The 17,080-nt window shown below is 68.1% G+C and carries 9 protein-coding genes; 5 read left to right on the forward strand and 4 right to left on the reverse strand.

Annotated features, from left to right (window positions below; all coding sequences use genetic code 11):
* Window positions 1–94: 94 nt before the first annotated feature.
* From OP79_RS37790 to OP79_RS37805, 4 genes are read right to left on the reverse strand one after another with little or no spacing between them, the layout of a single operon-like run.
* A complete protein-coding gene (locus OP79_RS37790; RefSeq protein ID WP_033326960.1) occupies window positions 95–3,379 on the reverse strand; it encodes a type I restriction endonuclease subunit R in 3,285 nt (1,094 codons plus the stop codon).
* Window positions 3,376–4,539, reverse strand: coding sequence for a restriction endonuclease subunit S (locus tag OP79_RS52610; RefSeq protein WP_078492260.1), 1,164 nt, complete (start codon window positions 4,537–4,539; stop codon window positions 3,376–3,378). The genes OP79_RS37790 and OP79_RS52610 overlap by 4 nt, the downstream gene beginning before the upstream one ends.
* Window positions 4,536–6,155, reverse strand: a complete 1,620-nt coding sequence (locus OP79_RS37800; protein WP_033326961.1) for a class I SAM-dependent DNA methyltransferase — start codon at window positions 6,153–6,155, stop codon at window positions 4,536–4,538. Before OP79_RS37800 ends, OP79_RS52610 begins: the two co-directional genes overlap by 4 nt.
* Window positions 6,156–6,172: 17 nt before the next feature.
* A complete protein-coding gene (locus OP79_RS37805) occupies window positions 6,173–8,320 on the reverse strand; it encodes a hypothetical protein (RefSeq protein ID WP_033327006.1) in 2,148 nt (715 codons plus the stop codon).
* Window positions 8,321–8,554: 234 nt separating this feature from the next.
* Between OP79_RS37805 and OP79_RS55540 the strand changes: the two genes are divergently transcribed.
* The 5 genes from OP79_RS55540 (at window position 8,555) to OP79_RS37830 (ending at window position 16,654) form a co-directional block, all read left to right on the forward strand.
* The gene (locus OP79_RS55540; RefSeq protein ID WP_051745248.1) at window positions 8,555–9,154 is read left to right on the forward strand and encodes an Rv1352/Rv1906c domain-containing protein; all 600 of its coding nucleotides are present in this window, start codon (window positions 8,555–8,557) and stop codon (window positions 9,152–9,154) included.
* 317 nt (window positions 9,155–9,471) lie between these two features.
* Window positions 9,472–9,903 (forward strand): hypothetical protein, encoded by a 432-nt coding sequence (locus OP79_RS37815; protein ID WP_051745250.1) that lies wholly within the window; start codon window positions 9,472–9,474, stop codon window positions 9,901–9,903.
* A gap of 436 nt (window positions 9,904–10,339) precedes the next feature.
* On the forward strand, window positions 10,340–12,796 hold the full coding sequence (locus tag OP79_RS37820) for an AAA family ATPase (protein ID WP_033326962.1): 2,457 nt from the start codon (window positions 10,340–10,342) through the stop codon (window positions 12,794–12,796).
* Window positions 12,796–13,167: a hypothetical protein gene (locus OP79_RS37825; protein WP_033326964.1), complete on the forward strand. Its 372-nt coding sequence runs from the start codon at window positions 12,796–12,798 to the stop codon at window positions 13,165–13,167. The genes OP79_RS37820 and OP79_RS37825 overlap by 1 nt, the downstream gene beginning before the upstream one ends.
* Before the next feature lie 100 nt (window positions 13,168–13,267).
* Window positions 13,268–16,654: a HelD family protein gene (locus tag OP79_RS37830; protein WP_211270938.1), complete on the forward strand. Its 3,387-nt coding sequence runs from the start codon at window positions 13,268–13,270 to the stop codon at window positions 16,652–16,654.
* The last annotated feature ends 426 nt before the right edge of the window (window positions 16,655–17,080 follow it).

Consider the following 17,080-nt stretch of genomic DNA (forward strand, 5'->3'; position numbering starts at 1 on the left):
GGCCGTCATATTGCGGCCCGTTTCTCTTGCCAAGTCAATCACCAGCCGCACAGAAGCGACTGGTGTGAGCTCGTATGGCAGAGGGAACCGTGGCTCAGTCCTCCTTCATTTCCTTCGTGGACCACTCGTTGGCGAAGTGCTCCATCTGCTTCAGGACCAGGTTGATGGCCTCGGGGGCCTGGTCCGGCGGGTAGTTGCGGCGGGCCAGCAGGCGCTTGATGGCGCTGCGGAGGCGGGCGCGGACCGGTTCGCGCGCGATCCAGTCCGGCTTGAGCTTGCTGCGGACCTCAGCGACCAACTCGCGGGCGATGCCGGCCAGCACCTCGTCGCCCATCACCGAGCGCGCCGTGCCATGGTCGGCCACCGCGTCGTAGAAGGCGAGCTCGCGCCAGTCCAGCGGCGGCTCGAACTTCTCGCCACGGCGGGCATCGTCCATGACCTCCTTCGCCATCTCGACCAGTTTGGCGATGAGTTCGGCGCTCGTGTACTGCTGGCGCATGTACCGCACCATCAGGTCCTGCAGCCGCTCGGAGAACGTCGTGCGCCGGACGATGTTGTGCCGCGTCACCTCGCGCATCTTCCGCTCGATGAGCCGCCGAAGCGCCTCCGCCGCCAGGTGCGGAGTCTCGCTGTTCTGCAGCTGTGCGACGAGCGCGTCGTTCAGGTGCGTCAGGTCGGCGGTCTCCAGGCCGGCCTCGGCGAACAGGTCCGTCACCCCGCCGGTCTCGACGACCGAGGACGTCAGCTGCGCGAGGTACAGCTCGACGTCTCGGGCGACCGGCAAGCCGCGGGCCTCGCGGTCCATCGCGTCGTACTTCGCCATGTAGGCGCGAACCTCGACGAAGAACTGGATGTCCCGGCGCCAGGCCGGGTGGTCGGGGAAGCGCTCACCGATGTTCGTGGCGCTGGCGGACAGCGCGTAGAAGCGCTCCAGGCGGTGCGCGTGCTCGCGGAAGCGTCGGCCGAGCGTCTGGCGGGGGTCGTCGAGCTTCTCCGGGTCGTTGCCCGCCGTGCGCGGGTCCCGCAGGTAGTTGGCGGCCCTGATCGCCGCGTCGATGAACGCCGTCTTGGACGGCATGGCCAGCCTGGTCTGCCAGTCGAAGCCGCGGAGGATGTCCGTGAGAACGTCGTACTCGTTGCGCAGCTCGTCCAGCGCCCGGTCGAGGTCCTGGCCGAGCGTGCGGTCTTCCTGGTCGGCTTCGGTGTACTCGGCGATCGCCCGCTGAAGGTTCTCGGTGAGCGGCGCGTATCCCACGAGGAGGCCGCCCTCCTTGGCGCGGAAGCGGCGGTTGACGCGGGCCAGGGCCTGCATCAGGTTGGCGCCCTTGAGCGGCCGGTCCAGGTACATCGTGTGGATCGGTGGGGCGTCGAAGCCGGTCAGGAGCATGTTGTTGACGATGAGCAGTTCCAGCTCGTCGTCGGGGTCCTTGGCCCGGTTGATGACCGTCTTACGCCGACTGTCGCTCAGGGCATGGGCGAGGAGGCGTTTCGGGTCCTTGCGAGAGTTCGAGGAGAAGACGATCTTCATGGCGCCTTTGTCGACCTCGTCGCTGTGCCACTCGGGCCGCAGCTCGCGTAGGGCGTCGTAGACGCGGACGCAGATCTCGCGGGTCGCACACACGACCATCGCCTTGCCGACCGCGCCGCCAGTCTCGGAGACGCCAACGAACGGCTTCATCCGATCGCGCCGCCCCTCCCAGTGCTCCACCAGGTCCTGGGTGAGGTCCCGTATGCGGGCGGGCAGACCGTACATCGCGTTCATCGTGGCGACTGCCTGCTCGACGCGCTGACGCTCGGTGTCGTCGAGGCCGTCGGTGATGCGATCGGCCTCCTCGTCGATCTTCGTCGGGTCGACGTCCTTGTCCAGGACGAGCTGGACGACGCGGCTCTCGTGGAAAACCTTGACGGTCGCGCCGTCGTCGGCGGCGCGCTTGAGATCGTAGACGTCGATGTAGCCGTTGTAATCCCCCTTGTCGCCAAACACTTCGCGGGTATTGCGGTCGGCCTGGGATAGCGGGGTGCCAGTGAAGGCGAGGAGCGTGGCGTGCGGGAGGGCGTCGCGGAGATGGCGCGCGTAGCCGTTGAGGGAGTCGTAATGGCTGCGGTGTGCCTCGTCGACGACGACCACGATGTTGCGGCGGTCCGACAGCAGCGGGTGGTCCGCGCCGGATTCCTTCTCCTCCTTGGTACGGCCGAACTTCTGGAGGGTGGTGAAGAGGATGCCGCCCACGCGCTTGGCGACCAACTCCTCGCGCAGCTCGGCCCGGGTGAGGACCTGCTTCGGCGCCTCCGGGAGGATCTCGCTCTCCAGGAAGGTCGAGTACAGCTGGTCGTCGAGGTCCGTGCGGTCCGTGATGACGACGACCGTCGGGTTCAACAGCGCCGGGTCCTTCATCACCGTGGTCGTGGTGAGGACCATCTCCTCGGACTTGCCCGAGCCCTGGGTGTGCCAGACGACGCCGGCTTTGCCGTCGCTCGCCGCGGCCTCCCGTACGGCTTCCGCAGCACGGGTCACCGCGTGGTACTGGTGCGGCTTCGCGATCCGCTTCATGCGCTTCGGCGGGACGAAGTTGACGAAGGACCGGATGAGGGAGAGAAAGCGCGGCTGGGTGAATAGGCCGTGCAGGGCCAGGTTCTGGCCTGAGTCCCATATGCCTTCGGCGTCGAGTGGGTCGACGCGGACGCCGAACTCGTCCGTGTTCCACGGCGCGAAGTGCTCGTACGGGGTGAAGGGCGTGCCGTACTTCGCCGTTATGCCGTCAGAGAGCAGGACCACCGCGTTGTAGCGGAAGGCCGTCGGGAACTCGTCGATATAGCGGGTGATCTGCGAGTGCGCGGTCTGGAGCGTGGCATCCTCGTCGCCAGCCCGCTTCAGCTCCAGGACGGCGAGCGGCAGGCCGTTGACGTACAGGACGACATCGAAGCGGCGGTTGCGTTCCCCGTCGATGACTATGACCTGGTTGAGGGCGCGGTAGACGTTCGCGTCCGGGTCGTCCAGGTCGACGAGGCGGATGGTGGGGTTGTGCTCGGCACCGAAAGCGTCGGTGTACGTGACGGAGCGGATGCCGGTCGTCAGGTATCCGTGGGCGGTGCGGTTCTCCTCGTACGTGTCCTGCGAGGCCGGGGTCGCTGCGGCGGCGACGGCATCGCGGACGGCGTCCGGGGGGAGTTCGGGATTGAGCCGCTCCACCGCCTCCCGGAGGTCGGGGTAGAGCATCAGGTCGTCCCACGACTTGCGGTGGCCAGAGCCGGGCGCGAACTCGTTGCCAGCGGCGGGCTCCCAGGCCAGCTCGGCGAGCTCATCGAGCGCGAGCAGCTCCCAGTCGGACTCGAAGGGGCGGTGGCGCTCTCCGTTGTCGTTGTCGGGGCGGTCCGTCATGCGTGGTCCTCGACAATCTTCTCAGCGTCTCTGACCCGGAGTCGGCCGGACATGAGCTGGGGGAGAAGGGTCTCGCGGAGGGCGGTGAGGGTCCGGGACTCTTCCATGGCCTGACGGAGACGATCGTCAAGTGCCTTGAGTTGCGATTCGAGCCCATCGATGTGCTGCTCACCTGGCCAGCTCAGCTCTAGCTGCGAGAACTGCTTCTTGTTGATGGACCCGAAAACAGTCCCCTCGGCCTCGTACGGCCGCCACACGGAACGATCCGACGAAAGTGCGTGCAGAAGTACGTGGGGATACTGGACGGATCTTACTGCTGCGACACCCCGTCCGATGCCGCATTCCTCTGTCGCCACATTGATTTCTCCAACAGGGGCGCGGACACTGACGAGTACGTCGTTCTCGTAGGCGTAGCGCGTGACTGCTGTACACCACACGCGGTGCCCCGGGTAGCGCATTCCGAAGTCTCTGGTCCCCTGATAGAACGGCAGTCCATCTCCTGCTTCGTTGTACGTCTCACCGGGAGGCGACTGCCCCATCGTAACGTTGGCGACTTTAGTGATCAACTGAGGTGCACGCTCAGAACATCCATGGAAGAGTGCGCCAGCCAGCTCATCGGCCGTGGCCGCGATGCGCTCGTTAATCGCAATCTTGTCATCCAGCACCCCGAGCACCGCACCGATTCGACGCTGCTCATCAACGTCCGGAACTGCAGGAATCCTCAATTCGCGGACCTGCGCGACCCGCAGATGCGCTACCGTCGATCCGGACCCTTGGGCGTGCAAGAGATCCTGAACAGTGGGACTCAAAAGGAAATAATGAAGGAAGCGCGAATCCGAACGCTGCTTACTCGGACGCAGGAGCATTGTCCGTTGCCCGAGACAGATATTCATCCCCTCCTCAATGCGGCCAACCCGTCCCACGGGAGCCTCGCGCGTAAGAATAATATCGTCCGCACGAGGGGTCGCGCGCGCAGTCCAGATATTGAACGTTTCCTGACTTACCGGCTTGGCTTCCGACAGTCGAATTCGCCCATTGATGATGTCTGGTGTACCAATGGCGAACCCTACGGAGTGTTCCCCTGGAGCCGCCGCGGGAGGCGTACGGTTCTTGCAGTCCACTACGAGTTCGCAGAGGTCCGCCAACGTCAGCTCGCTCATCCGATGCTCTCCAGCTGCTCCCGAACCGTCTTCTCCAGCTCCGCCGACTTGGCGAACAACCCGTACAGCTCCTCCGTCAGCGTGGCGATCCTCGCCGCCACTGCCTCCGAGTCCTCTTCCTCCGCTTCGACAGCGCCCACGTACCGCCCAGGTGTAAGCACGTACCCGTGCTCGCGGACCGTCTCCAGATGGGCCGAGAAGCAGAACCCAGGCTCATCCGCGTACGTCAGCCTCTCCTCGCGGGCAGAGGCCGTACCCCGCCACGCGTGGTACGTCCCGGCGATCTTCGAGAGGTCTGCCTCCGTCAGGATGCGCTCGGTCCGGTCAGCCATCTCGCCCATGCTCCGGGCGTCGATGAAGAGGATCTCGCCGCGGCGGTCCTCCAGACGCTTCGCGCCCTGCGGGGTCTTGTCCTTGGACAGGAACCACAGGCAGGCCGGAATCTGGGTCGTGCGGAAGAGCTGGGAGGGAAGCGCGACCATGCAAGCCACCAGGTCTGCCTCAACCATCGCCTGACGGATCTCGCCCTCGCCGCTTTGCTGGGAGCTCATGGAACCGTTAGCGAGGACGATGCCGGCTGTGCCCCGATCGCCCAGCTTCGAGACCATGTGCTGGAGCCAGGCGTAGTTGGCGTTGTTCCTCGGCGGCACCCCGAACTTCCACCGAGGGTCGCCCTCGTCCCGCGCCCAGTCCTTGATGTTGAAGGGCGGGTTGGCCATTACGAAGTCGGCTTTGAGGTCCGGGTGCTTGTCCTCGGCGAAGGTGTCGCCCCAGCGGGGGGCGAGGTTGCCGTCGATGCCGTGGATGGCGAGGTTCATCTTGCCCAGACGCCAGGTGCGCTCGTTGAGCTCCTGGCCGAAAACCGAGAGGTCGGCCTTGTGGCCGCGACCCCGATGGGCCTCGATGAACTTGGCCGCCTGGACGAACATGCCGCCCGAGCCGCACGCCGGGTCGTACACCCGCCCCTCGTACGGCTCCAGGATCTCGACGATCAGCTGGACGACGGACCGGGGCGTGTAGAACTCGCCGCCTCGCTTGCCCTCGGCGCTGGCAAAGTTGCCGAGAAAGTACTCGTACACCTCGCCGAGCACGTCCTGCGCGGGCTTGTCCTCGGTGCCACCGAAGCGGGCGTCGCTGATGAGGTCGACGAGCTCGGCCAGGCGCTTCTGGTCGATGCGGTCCTGGTTGAAGATTTTCGGGAGGACGCCCTTAAGCGAGGCGTTCTCCGTCATCACCGCGTCCATCGCCTCGTCGAGGAGCTTGCCGACACCCTGGCTCTTGGCGTTGGCGGCAATCCAAGACCAACGGGCGGTCTCCGGAACCCAGAAGACGTGGGCGCCGGTGTACTCGTCGCGGTCCTCCAGGAAGTCGTCGAGGCGGTCCTCGGAAATGCCGTCCTTGGCGAGTTCCTCGGCCAGCTCGGTGCGGCGCTCCTCGAAGGCGTCGGAGACGTACTTCAGAAAGATCAGGCCGAGGACGAACTCCTTGTACTGCGCGGCGTCGATGGAGCCGCGCAGCTTGTCCGCGGCCTTCCACAGGATCGCCTGGATCTCCTTGGCGGTGGAGGCGTTGAACAACTCCGCCTGGTCGGTGGGCTTTTTCGCAGCGGTAGCCATCGGGCAGACCGTCTCCTTCAGTCGTCGGTTCCGGGAAGGTTCTGGATGGTCAGCGTGCCGTCGGCGATACCGGCGGCCGTAATGCGGGCCAAGTCGTCGAGGGCGGCGGACTGCTCCCGCAACAGCGCCGCGCGGTTCTCGATCTCGGCAAGCGCGGCGTCATAGCGCTCTGCCTCGGCTCGCCCCAAGTCGGGGATGAGCAGGTCCTCAATGCTCCGGGACGCCCTTACCGCGCCGCTGGTGCGCGCGTACTCCGTGGCCGCCGCCCGCAGCAGCGCCGCCAGCACCCGTGGCCGGACCGGTGGGTCGGCATCGGGGTGGACACGCAGAATGCGGGCCGGAGCGGCGACGACCGACAGGCCCTCCTCGTCGACGCGGACGGCGAAGCGCGGGTTGGCGGTGACGACGATGTCGCCGGGCTCGGTGAACTGGGCGTGGTCGTACGCCGTGAGGAGTAAACCGCGGTCGATGCGGCGGCTGCCGAGCCGTGCGATGCCAAGGACCTCGTCCGGGGTGAGCACCGGGTAGTGGCCCTCGGAAGTGAGGTGTTCGGGCGCGATGCGGTGGCCGGGGCGTCGGCGCAGACGGCGCTCCTCGAGGAGCCGGCGGACCGTGGTGCGCCGTACCGGCTGGTCCTCGGGGCGCAGGACGGCCTGGATGCGCAGCGCCGCGCGCAGGTCGGCCTGCTGCCGACGGGCCTGCTCCTGGAGCTCCGTCAAGCGCTGCTCCAGGTCACTGATGCGGGCCGGGCGCTCGATGACCGCGCGGGTGTAGCGGGCCTCGGCGGGGCGCTGGTGCGGGGTAAAGGCGGTACCCGGCCGGTCGTCAAGGTCCTTCGCGGGGACGATCACGGCGTGTCGCGGCTCGTGCCGGCGGTCTCCGCGCCAGCCGGAGGAGCGCCAGATGGCGATGTCCTCGGCGAGGACGTCGAGGACCGGCTCGGTAAGCGGCTGCGCCGAGAAGTCGGAGAGGAGGACGCGGCCCGCGCGCTCCGCCTCCGCCGTACGGGACAGCACCCACACGGCGGTGCGGTAGCCGGGACGGTAGGCGAACGCCCCGTCGGGGAGGCTGATCGCGGCCTTCAGGAGGCCCTCGTGGAGGAAGGAGCGGCGCAGCCGGTCGGCCTCGCCGTGCCGGGGAAGCGGGCGTACGAGTACGTCGGCGGGGCCGAGGACGACGGCCACGGAGCCGTTGCCGAGGTAGTCGGTGAGCGCCTGCACCTGCTCCAATACGGCCTGCGGGCTGCGGGTCTCCGCGCCTTCGTACGGGAGGACGCAGGCCAGCAGGTCCGGGTACCCCCACTCGTCGGCGGAGGAGGACAGGTCCTCGCCCTCCATGACGTCGAGATGGAACTCGTACACCCCTCGTACGAGCATCCGTCGGCGTACGAGGCGGACCCGGGCCGGGTCAGGGTCGGCGGCAAGGTAGGTATGGCCGGAGCCTTCGGCGGCTCGGTCGTGCAGGGCGGCGAGGAGGTCGCCAGCGCGTGCGTGGGGGGTGGCGATGACGGACTCCTCGCCGAGGTCGTCGACACCGGACAGAGCGGCGAGAGCCCGGACGACCGCTGGGGTGGTCTCGTCGGCGGCCAGGTCGTGGGAGCCGAGGCGGCGGCGGGCCTCCAGGACCCAGTCGAAGGCCTCTGCGGGGGTGTAGGCGGCCTCGGTCAGCTCGTCCGCGAGAGCAGCAAGGGCGGGGCCGGTGCGGTCTGCGTCGGGCACGGCACGCAGCTCGGCGAGGAGAAAGGTGTCCTCGGAGTCGAGGTCGTCGGCCCGGGTCAGGAGCGTGTCCCAACTCTGGCCCGACACGGCGGTGTCGAGCTGCTGGCGCAGGCAGATCAGCGCGGTCAGCGCCTCCACCAGAACGGATGCGGGCAGCGCGGGGGTCCGCCAGGCGGAGAGGGTGTGCAGGGCCAGCTCGGCGCGCAGTCGGCGAGGGTCAGCATTGCCGCGGCCGGTCGTCGTCAGCCAGTCGACGACCGCACGGGCGTCGAACAGGGGGCGGCCGTCCTCTTGGGCGACGGGCGCGGGGAAGTCCAGGTGCCTGCGGCTCCAGGTGGTGGGGACGGGCCGCTGCACGTGTGCGAGGGCGGCGATTTCGGCGTATGTGATCCGCCAGGCCAGCATCTCGGGCAGGATGTGGGATCCCGCTTCGAGCGCAGCGCTCATCGTCTCCACCCCCTTCCCGTACGGGCCTTGTCCTGTCGGCTCCGGGAGGAAATCCCGGCTACGGAGCAGGTGGCAGAACCTTACTGCGGATGGGCCCTGTTACAACCGACATGCTTGATAACCGGGGTTATCGCATTCATTCACTCTTCTTGTCATCCATGAACGACACCTTGGCCTCCGCTGACACACCACCGCGTGGGACGAACTTCACGCGACAATCCGGAGGTTCCCGATATGACTGGCATGCCCTCGACACCGCCCGCCGCCCAGCCCGACTGGACAGGCCCGGCCACCAGCTGGGGCGCCGTGCCGCCCCCGCTGCCGCCACAGCCGCCGGTGCAGAAGCCGTCCCGCCGGAAGGCATGGCTCACTCATGGTGCGACTGCGTTCGGCGCGCTGATCTTCGGTGCTGCAATCGGCGGGAGTGGAGAGTCGGGCAGCGCAGCGGACTCCACACGGCCCGCGCCCGCCGTCACCGTTACCAAGACCGCCGATGCCCCTGCGCCGGAGCCGGCCGTGACCGTCACCGAGACGGCCAAGGAGACGGTCACCGCCAAACCGAAGCCAACCAAGAAGCCCGGCCCGCCCGACGCCATCAACGGCGACGGCCAATACCTGGTCGGCGAGGACATACAGGCCGGCACCTACAAGACCGCCGGACCCGAGAACGACAACTTCGGCCTCGGCTGCTACTGGGCCCGGAACAAGAACGCCTCCGGCGAGTTCGGGGCGATCATCGCCAACGACAACATCACCGGTCAGTCGCGCGTGACGGTCAACAAGGGCGAGTACTTCGAGACCAAGGGCTGCCTGAAATGGGAGAAGGTCGGCTGACGCCGACTTTTTCGACTCTCCCCCACTGGGCGGGGAGGGTCTGCCGCGCTCACAGCTGCCTGCCTCCGCCCTCGTTTCGAATCCCGAGAGGAAGCCCCGCGATGTCCGAATCCGAGCCGCCTGCTCACGTTCCCGTCCCGACGCCGGATCCCGAACCCGTCGTACTGAACCCTGCCCCGGCGACCCCAGCCCCGGCCATGCCCACGTTCGCACCGGGCGGGGGCCATGCCCCGGCCGGACCGTCAAGCCCTTCCCGCTGGGCGCGACTGCCGCGGGGCGCTGTCCTGGCCCTCGGTGTCGGCGCAGGAGCCGCAGCGATGGCGGCGTGCTGGCTGACCGTGTCTCTCATCGGCGAAGACACAGTCGGGGCGAAGGGTGACAGCCTTTCGAAAACCGCCACGGCCGAGGAGACACAGGCACCGGAACCGTTCGAGACCGATGGCACGATCACCCTCACCGACGTCGGCGCGGATCTCGAAGACGGGGAGCCGTGCTCCGGCACGGGCGGTTACTCCGACATCGACTTCGGCACCCAGGTCAACGTCACCGACGCGGCAGGAACTCTGGTCGCCACCAGCTCCCTCGGTCTCGGGGAGAAGACCGAGGCGGGCTGCACTTTCTCGTTCACGGTCGCCGAGATCACCCCGGGGTCGAAGTTCTACACCGTCGAGGTGTCCCACCGCGGTGGTCTCACCCAGACCGAAGAAGAACTACGCGCCGGAGCCCTCGAGTTCACGCTCGGCGACTGACCTTCGCCCAGATCTCCCTCCTGCACTCGGCCCGACGACTGCGCGCCATGCACGCCGAGGTAGAGGTGATCCCATCCGTCGTTGACCGGCGGAATCCCCGGAAAGCAACTGCGCGAACTTGGCCGCTCGTGCCCTCGGCCGCCACCCGCCCGTGAGTGCCGGACGACCAGCTACCGGGCTCAGACCGTCTCCGTCCACGTGAAGCCGTTGCCGGAACAGGCAGGGCTGCGCGAATGAATGCGAACAGCACGAACGGTCAACTATCAATCTTTCACGGGTAGTTGATAACCCAGGTTATCAATTTATTGAAGATGCCTACCGCCTCGTTCTCCCTATCGTTCCCTGCGTCGGATGCGGCGCAGGAGTCACACCCTCCACGGTCGCAGCCGGTGTCCCACCCCTCCTCCGTATCAGCACCAGACCCCAGGAGACACCCATGACCGTGACGGAACAGCCCGAGCAGAACGCGCTCCACCCCAGCCCCGACCAGCCAGCTCCGGTCGAACAGCCCGTCCCGGTGGCCGAGCTGGTACAGACCCGCCTGGCGGCGGCAGACCTCACCGAGGCCGTGAAGGTGATCCTCAAGGAGGCTCTGGGCGACGGCGAGCCCCGGGCGGCCGCGCAGGCCGGCCGGATCTACCTCGAGTCCGTAGCCGTCACTCGGTTCCGCGGCATCGGCCCCCGTGCCTGGCTGAAGCTCAGCCCCCAGCCCGGCGTGAACCTCGTCGTCGGCCGCAACGGCTCCGGCAAGTCCAGCATTGCCGAGAGCATCGAGACGGCCTTCACCGGCACCAACCTGCGGTGGCACGGAAAGGACGCGACGCGCAGCCGCAACTGGCGCAACCTCCACGACACTGGCAAGCCTGAAATCGAGGTGAAACTCGCAATCGAGGGTGACACCGGCCGCAGCACACTCACCCGGACGTGGAAGGGCGAGGACTTCAACGACTCCGAGGGTGAACTCAAGCGGCCCGGGCACGGCCGTGTGGCCCTCGATCAGGCGGACTGGAAGCAGGCCCTGACGGACTATCGGCCCTTTTTGTCGTATGTCGACCTGGACCGCATGATCAGCGGCAAGCCCTCCGAGATGTACGACGCCATCGCCACCATCCTCGGCCTGGGGCAGCTCAGCACTGCCGACAGCCGGCTCCGCGAGGAGGCCAAGGCGCTCGACGACGCGGCGAAGGCGACGAGGGCGGAGCTGCCGGGCCTCAAGGAGGGCTTGTACGAGCTCGAGGACGACGAGCGCGCGGTACAGGCGCTCGTGGCCATCGACACGATGGGAGCCCCGGACTTCGCGACCCTTGAAGCACTGGTCAGTGGTCTGCCCAGCGCTGACGAGGGCCTGCTCGCCGAGCTGCACGCCGAGGCCGACGTAGAGGGACCCGACATGGCGCAGGTCGGCGCGGCTGTGGACCGGCTGCGCAAGGCCCTCGCCGACGTCGAGGACCTGCGCGGTACCGGCGCCGAAGACGCTCTGCAGCGTGCAGAACTCCTCGAGCGAGCAGTGGCTCACAACGACCGCCACCCCGACGAGGATTCGTGCCCCGTGTGCCGGACCGACGGGATGCTGGACACTGCCTGGGCCACGGATGCCACCGCCCAGATCGCCGCACTGCGACAGGAGGCGACGGCCGCCGCGGACGCGCGCAGCGAACTCCGGTCGGCCGCTCGGGCTGTGCAGGACCTCGTCCACACTCCCGCGCGGATCCCTGTCGCTCTGACCGCCCCGTGGAGTGCCTGGACCGCCTGCCGTACGATCAGCGATCCCGCCGAACTCGCCCGGCGTACCCACGAAACCGCCGCGCCCCTGGCCGATGCCTGCGCCGCGGTCAAGGAGAGGGCCGGCAGGGAGGTGGAGAAGCGCGACGAACGCTGGCGCAGGCTCGTCACTCGCCTGGCGAGCTGGGCGGAGAAGGCCCGTGCCGTAGAGGCGAACAGGGGTCGGCTGCGTGACCTCAAGAAGGCGAGCACCTGGATAAAGGCCCTGGCCGCCGAGCTGCGGGAACAGCGCATGGAGGGCTTCGCCGACCAGTCGCAGCGGATCTGGGAGAAGCTCCGCCAGGAGAGCAACATCGACCTCAAGGCCGTGAGCCTGAAGGGCAGCGAGAAGGCCACCGTCCGCAAGCTGGTCATGGACGTCTCCGTCGACGGTCAGGAGGCCTCGGCACTCAGCGTCATGAGCCAGGGCGAGCAGCACTCCCTCGCGCTGTCTCTGTTCCTGCCCCGGGCCGCCACCGCCGACAGCCCGTTCGGCTTCGTCATCATCGACGACCCCGTGCAGTCCATGGACCCGGCCAAGGTTCACGGACTCGCCCAGGTCCTGTCCGAAATCGGCAAGTACCGACAGGTCGTCGTCTTCACCCACGACACCCGGCTCCAGCGGGCCTTCGCCAGCCAGGAACTGCCCGTGACCGTGTTCGAGGTCGACCGGGGCACGTCGTCGAGGGTGACGGTCAAGCCCGTGACCGACCCGGTCGCCCAGGCGCTCGCCGACGCCATGGCCATCGTCAGCACCTCGGGCCTTCCGACGGCGGCGCGGACCCATGTGCTGCCCAGCCTGTGCCGTATCGCCCTGGAAAACGCCTTCCTCGAAGCTGCCTGGATCCGGAATCACCGCTTCGGTGGTTCCGAACACGCGCTGCAGGCCGCCGTCGGCGACGCCGACAAGTTCAGGAAGATCGCGGCACTGGCCCTGTTCGGTGACATCGGGCGGACCGCCGACATCGACCAGGAACTGCGCACCCGCTACGGAGCTCAGGCGACGTACCTCATCAAGCAGTGCCAAGGGGGTGCCCATTCCGGAGGCGCACAGATCACTGACGCGCGCCGTTTCGTGAAGGACGTCGAGGCCCTGGCGCAGAAGGTGCGCAAGCCGGAGGTGGCCGCGTGATGACTGGTCCTGCCACCTCAGTCGAAGACCTCCTGCTGACGGCCGACCGGCTCCTCGCCGACAACCTCGGCGCCAGCGCTGCCGGCCGTCACCGTGGAGCGGCCCTGGCCCTGCGGACCGCCCTGGAGATCGCTGTCGGCCAGGTACTGGACGCCGCGGTGCCGGGATTGTCCAGGACCACAGGGCGGGCCCGGATGCTCTGCCTGCGCTGCTACACCGCGGCGGAGACCGCCCGCCGCACCAAGGCCGTCTGGTCTCACCTGTGTCTGGGGTGCCATTACCACCAGTACGAGATCGGCCCCACGCACGACCAGGTTCGCGCCTGGCGAACGGAGGTCGGCGAGCTGGTCCGGGCATTGGGCCACCCCTGACCGGGTGCTACCAACCGAACTCTGATAGTTCTTTCGCCGGGGTACGGGCGCAGCCCGTAGCGGCGTCCTTCGTTCGAGGCGCCGCAAGGGAGGGATACACATGGGCACCACCACACGTGACGAGATCATCGCCGTCGAGCAGAAGGCGGTGGACCACGCCTATAACTGCTATGCCGCGCGACTGGCTGAACTGACCGGGGGTTCGGTCGCCTCGGCCTCCGCCAGCGGCAAGGACAGCGTCGCCAACCGAATCGAAGCCGAGGAGCGGGCCGCGTCGTACGGCGGTCTCGGCAACGAATCCCTGGTCATCAGCCGTATCGACGTACAGGACGAGCCCGATCCCTGGTACGTGGGGCGACGTGGCGTCAGCGACCCCGCGACCGGCGACCGTGTGGTCCTGTTGTGGACCAGCCCACTGGCCAAGAAGTGGTTCGAGGTGCGACCCGACGCTCCGGGCGAGGTGCTCCTGCGGAGGCAGCTGCGCTGCGTCCAGCGTGTCGTCGAGGACTATTTCGACGAGATCGCCCTCGCAGCCCTCGTTCCGCAGCCGCGGCCAGCGGTGGACAACGCAGAACCGGAGGCGCTGCCCGCGGTCCCCGCCACCGGCGTCCAGAAGGGGGGAGCACCGCGCCCGCCCGTTCCCACTCCCGTCCTCACCCCCGCCGACATCGCCCGCATCCAGCGCCAGAAGCCGCTGCAGCCCGACGAGTTCCTGCTGCGCGAGCTCCAGCGTTCGCGCAGCGGCAGCATGCGGGACATCGTCGAGACCATCCGCCGCGACCAGATGGATCTGGTCACCGGCTCGCCCTCCGACATCCTCGTCGTGCAGGGCGGCCCGGGCACCGGCAAGTCCGCGGTCGGCCTGCATCGCGTGACCTGGCTGGTCAACAACGAGCACTTCAAAGCCCAGGACATCCTCGTGGTCGGCCCTCATCAGCGGTTCCTCGACTACGTCGGGCAGGTCCTGCCCACCCTCGGCACCCGCGACGTCAACTCCGTACAGCTGACCCGCCTGTGGGACGGCGAGATCCTCGGAACCGACACCCCGCAGGCACGACTCGTGAAGTCCCACGAGCGCATGGCGGCCGTCCTGCGGCGTCGCGTCGAGAACGAATGCCGTCCCGAGGCCCTCGACAGCCTCCTCACCGGCGCCTCCTACGAGGGTGACGAACCGGGTTTCACCGTCACCGCCGGCAGTACAACCCTGCGCATACCGCGCTCCGAAGTCCTCGCCCTCCTCGACGAGGCCCGCAGCGGCGACGGCGCGTACCGTGAGCGGCGCGACCGCTTCCGCAGCCTGCTCGTCGACCGCCTCTTGCAGGAGCTCGTCGCTATCGCCCCGCGCCGCGGCGGCGACGACACAATCCGCCGCGACCTGGAACGCAACCGCCGGGTCGAGCGCCTCATCGAACGCGTCTGGCCGTCACCGGGCGCCAGGGAGGCGCTCCGGAGCCTCTACGACTTGCCCGACCTTCTGCGCACCTGCGCCGACGGCATCCTCGACGACGAGGAGCAGGCCACTCTGCACCGCCCCCGGGCCGCCACGGCCGCCGACGACCCCTGGACCCTCGACGACCGCGTCTGCCTCGAAGAACTCCGGTACCTCATCACCGGGGAGACCCCACGGCGCTACGGACACATCGTCGTCGACGAGGCACAGGACCTGACTCCCATGCAGGCCCGCTCCCTGCGCCGCCGCTGCGCGGTGAACGGCTCCATGACCGTCCTCGGCGATCTCGCCCAGGCCACCGGACCCCACCCCTACACCGACTGGGACCGCCTCGGCATCCTCCTCTCCGACCACGGAGATTGGCGCGTCGCCCAGCTGAACACCAGCTACCGCGTGCCCGCCGAAATCATGGAGTTCGTCGCACCACTGGCCCGCACGGTCGCCCCCGCACTGCCCTATCCGCAGGCCGTGCGCCAGGCCGGCGAGGACGCCGTCCGGACGACGGCGACCGAGCCCTGGCGACTCCTCGACGACACCATCACCCAGGTCACCCGCCTCGTCGGCACCAACGACGGGCACACCCCACGCTCCGTCGCCGTCATCGTCCCCGACGACTCTGGCTGGCTCGACGAGATCAGCCGCCAACTGGACCGGTTCGAGGGCATCAATGACCAGGGACGCGAGGCGGTGTCCGTCCTGGCCGCCGCCCAGGCCAAGGGCATGGAGTACGACCACGTTCTCGTCGTCGAACCCGCCACCATCGCCGACCGCGGCCCGGCTGGCCTGCGCCAGCTCTACGTGGCGCTCACCCGCAGCACCCAGAGCCTGACCGTCCTGCATACTTCCCCGCTCCCGGAGGCCCTCACGAAGACCGACAGCGCTCCCGAACAGGCGCCTACCGAAGCCGAACCACGCATGGCAGGCGGTGATGTGCCCGAGATCGGCACCGACATCCGGGTCCGGGTGAGCGGCCTGGGGCCGGGCGGCCGCTACCAGGTCAAGGCCTTGTCTCCAGCCGTCGGCACGCCTTTGATCCTGACCGTCCGCCACGGTTCTGCTCCCCCGCGTCCGGGCGACGAACTGGACTGCTGGGTGTTCGCCCACGAGACGAACCACTGTGTGCTCACAACAGACCAGCGGGGCAGACAGCCCATCTCGTTCAGGATGGCGAATCGCTACGTGGCAGCACTCGGCGTTCTGGACGAGCTGATCAGCGGTGACGGCACCGTTCCAGAGGACGCTCGCGATCGTCTTTCAGAACTCAAGGGCATGGCCAACCGCGTCCTCCGCCGGGACCAGGCGGACTGGGTGGATGTGCGGCGTGTGCTCGGCTCCCCGGACAGACACCGTCTGGGCCTCCTGCGCGACCTTGCCACAAACGCCAACCGTGCGCTCAAGGACAACGACCTGAACTCCGGCCAGCTCAAGGCCGACTTGGCGCGGGTCGGCTGGGCCCAGGCCCTGGCCGAAGCCCGGGAAATGCTTCAGCGCCGTCTGCCCGCCATGGCCGAACCGGAATCCGAGAACGAGAGCCCGTCCAGCGCCGCCACGCAGCAGCCCGAACAGAAGGAACCTGAGCTCGTGACCTCCGTAGTGCCGATCGCACCAGCAGCGACCGCGAATGGTCTGCGCCAAACGCTAGAAACCGCAGCGGCCGCCGATCGCACGTGCAAGAAGCACGAGGCAGTCCGCCACGCGCTCATGTCGACCCTCTTGTGGGCGGACCTGGAGCCGACAGACTCCCCGATCATCGACGTCGGCTGCGTCACGGAAGACGGCCACTTCCTCTACGAGATACTCGGGGCTGGCCACTCCACCTACGCCGACTTCCGCTCGGGAGCGACCCGTCTGCTGGAGATCAACCACACCCTGCCTACCCCCGCCGACCGCCTCTACCTGGTTCTCTCGGAGCCTCCCGCCGAAGACTGGTCGACCGATACCGTGCTTGGCGTCTTCGGAGTCCACGTCCTCTGGCGCACACCGGATAGTTGGGGCGGTCAGGACACGGAAACCGCTTTGAGGTCTGGCCAGGCATAGTCCCCTCACCGTCTCCTAGATGCCGGTGGGCTACGCGCACAGGCCCGGGGGCCACCAGGAGCGCCTACTCGGTAGGCAGGGAGCCAGCCGTCGCCTCCCGGCGGCCGATCAGCGGCCTGGCCCGTGGGGCGGGGAAGGCAAGTACCTCGGAGACGGACCATCGTCTGTCGGGTCGTCCCTCGACGCGTCGCAATCGTCTGTACCGTCCAAGGGGGTAGGACAGCACGACGTTCTCGATCTTGCCGTGGACCCTCACCCCCCGATCCGCCGCGCGGCCGCCCCCGGCGATCTCCTGCGGTTCGTACGTGCGCAGCAGTTCGTTCAGAGAGCTCTCCTGCACGCGTAGCTCTCCCAGCTTCTCTGCCCTGGCTGCGGGGCTGCCGCCTGTATGTCGACCCTCGGTGCAGCAGCTCTCATGGGAGAGAT

The sequence above is a fragment of the Streptomyces yerevanensis genome (assembly GCF_000716805.1).
Classification (GTDB): Bacteria; Actinomycetota; Actinomycetes; order Streptomycetales; family Streptomycetaceae; genus Streptomyces; species Streptomyces flaveus.